Origin of the sequence: Bradyrhizobium cytisi (genome assembly GCF_008123515.1) — a bacterium.
Taxonomy (GTDB): Bacteria; Pseudomonadota; Alphaproteobacteria; order Rhizobiales; family Xanthobacteraceae; genus Bradyrhizobium; species Bradyrhizobium cytisi.
In genome coordinates, this window is record NZ_VSSR01000175.1 from 1 (window position 1) to 2,530 (window position 2,530).

General features: G+C 57.1%; 3 protein-coding genes and 1 pseudogene. 3 read left to right on the forward strand and 1 reads right to left on the reverse strand.

Translation table 11 applies throughout. The annotated features are described in order from the left end of the window. Positions 1-134: 134 nt before the first annotated feature. Positions 135-1,004 (forward strand): hypothetical protein, encoded by an 870-nt coding sequence (locus FXB38_RS42400; protein ID WP_148756755.1) that lies wholly within the window; start codon positions 135-137, stop codon positions 1,002-1,004. Positions 1,005-1,029: 25 nt separating this feature from the next. Further along, a complete protein-coding gene (locus FXB38_RS43420; RefSeq protein ID WP_187435536.1) occupies positions 1,030-1,206 on the forward strand; it encodes a hypothetical protein in 177 nt (58 codons plus the stop codon). A gap of 257 nt (positions 1,207-1,463) precedes the next feature. On the opposite strand, the gene FXB38_RS42405 is transcribed toward FXB38_RS43420, so the two are convergent. Beyond that, positions 1,464-2,258 (reverse strand): hypothetical protein, encoded by a 795-nt coding sequence (locus FXB38_RS42405; RefSeq protein WP_148756756.1) that lies wholly within the window; start codon positions 2,256-2,258, stop codon positions 1,464-1,466. Positions 2,259-2,331: 73 nt separating this feature from the next. Here FXB38_RS42405 and FXB38_RS42410 point away from each other — a divergent pair. Then, positions 2,332-2,487 (forward strand): annotated as a pseudogene (locus FXB38_RS42410) (LuxR C-terminal-related transcriptional regulator); the annotation flags it as partial. Between the last annotated feature and the right edge of the window lie 43 nt (positions 2,488-2,530).

Genomic DNA, 2,530 nt, shown 5'->3' on the forward strand with positions numbered 1-2,530 from the left:
CCGTTCATCTTGCCGGGCATGCAAACACCGCCGTTGCGACAGCTCACTTCCCGGTGCTGGCGCGAACAACAACCTCACTACTTTAACCGATTAAACGCATATTGCCGAACGCACCGCGCTGCCTGAAGCGGAGTGTGGATAGCGCCCTGCCCCAATCGTGGGTAGAGTTCCCTTTTTGGGGAATGGGGCGGGAAATGATTATAGCCGAGGTCTATATACACCTGCGGTCTGAAATCGATGACCGGAAGGAACAGGAGCGCTTCGGGGCAGCTCTGAACGAATACGCGGTCAGTGCCGCGCGTAGTTTTCTCGAAGACTGCTACGTCGAGGTTATTGTTGAGGAGGGCTCTACCAAGGCCAAGGTACGGGTTCGGCGAGCCTTGAATGCCCTTATCATAATCTATGGACTAACCGCCGATTACGAGAGTTTGTGCAAGCAAGTCGGTGTCATGTATGCGAATACCGAATGGTTCCTGCAGACAGTGGCGCAGTGCGTCAAATACGGAGAAGTGCCCAACACGACGTACGATCGGTACGTCGCAAAGAGGCATAAGACGACCGGTAAGCTCAAGCAGGTCGCCGAAATGGTGCTCGAACTGAATGAGGTGCAGCACCTGATGACGGCGGACCAATTCCGCGAAAAGACAGACGCGTTGATCTCCAAGCTCGGGGAAATTCAAAAGGAAGTAAGCGAGGACGAAATGCGGCACCTGCTCAAGGCGCTATCTCTCGAAAACTTCCGGGGTGGACCGACGAGGGAACCGATTGATCTATTCCGATCTCCAAACGTGTTTCAGCGACCACGGACGGAGGAGGACGAGTTCAACGAGTTGATTATCGACCTGGCCCAAGACGACGACCACGTAGGCGAGACCCGCGTCGTACCAATTCCGCATCGAATCTATGAGCAATACACGCACGTCACCAAAGACGAGCCGGCAATTGAGTTCATTGAAGTGGAAGAGAACCAGCGGCGGGAGCCGCCGCAAGAACTAGAGCATTAAGCTACGAATACGAGAGGTGGGGGATTTGAACCTGCGCCCGCAGCGCCATCTCGGTCACGTGCCAGAGCACATAGAAAACGGCACCCGTGACAAGGAAGCGAAATTGACGGGCACCCCACCATCCGGTCCGATCGGCAGCCTCATGGACGGCCTGTTCGATGACTGCCACGACCTGGGGGTGGTTGGGAAATCGCGGATGTAGCCCTTCCTGAACGCGTAGGAGGTCGTAATTCTGCTGCATGACGTTGGTCACGTCGCGAAGCTGCCGGCAGCCCGAATAAAAACTGAAGGCCCAAGACAGCACGGCAAGAGCGAGCGGTAATTTCGACTAGGTGAGCGTAGCCGTCTGCGATTGAGTGACCGCAAACGCGATGGCAGCGCCAGCAGCGGCGAGCAGAAAATAGGTGTACTTATCCTGTCCGTCTCGGGTCGCCTTATAGATTTCTTGTCGAGCGCTCATCAGAATGGGATGTCGTCGTCAATCGTCGCCGGCTTCTTGGGCGGCTCGATCTTGCGCTGCTTCGGCGGCTCAATCTTTTTGGGCGGCGGCGGAAGTCTCGTTTGCTCGGCTTCCTGGCGAGCACCAAGGACCTGCCCGATAAGCTTGGCCCATTTCCATGCGGGTTCCATCTCCTTCGCCATCTCGCCGCCGATGTGGGCCAGCCCGATCATCAGGTCACCAAACCGCTGGAGGCCGGTGCGGTCACGGTCCAGTTCGGCGAGGAAAGCGTTTATGAGGTCGTACAGCCGCTCTTTTTTGCCTGGGACCAAGTCGGCCTTGTCGATAACTTCCTTGATCTGCGCGACGTAGTGGCGGAGTTTTTCCTTCTCAACGGTTGAGAGGACCACTGAGTTCTTCAGACCCGAGCGGATGTGCGTGATCGTGTGGCGCACGATGTACCGGTCAATGACCTCCCGAAATGCCTGGTAATCGTCGAAGATCGTGTTCTGTTTCGGCGCGGCGTAGCCAAAATCAAAGAGCGTGATCCCGAGCGCATCGGCGGCGGCGGCAACATGGTTCATATATTCGGTCGTGTAGTGGTAGTACGGGCCGTTGCCGTCGCTATTCTGTAAATTGGCCTCGTAGGTCGCACGGAATTTCCGCTCCAGGCGGATAAATGCCATCTCGACCGACGGCTCGGACGCTACGTCGAAATCTTCCTCATTAATCATTCCCCAGCCCTTCCACTGCGGTTTGGCGGGAATCTGGGCAGCACAGGCAGGAGTTACAAGGTCACGCAGCAGCGATTCCAAGGTGTATTCCCCAGAAAAAGGGCTTTACGTGCCGCGAATCGGATCCTTCCAATGGTCCGAACACCCAGCAATCGCCGCCGGTGCCTCCAACAAGGAAGCCGGCCGCACCCTCGGCATCAGCCCGCGCACCATCGAGGATCACCGCGCCAACATCATGAAGAAGCTTGGCGCCCGCAATGCCGCCGATCTGATCCGCATCGTGATGACCGCGGCCCAGCGCGCGTCGTAAAATGGTCTTGTGCCCCGGACGCGGTGCATCATGAAATGATGCG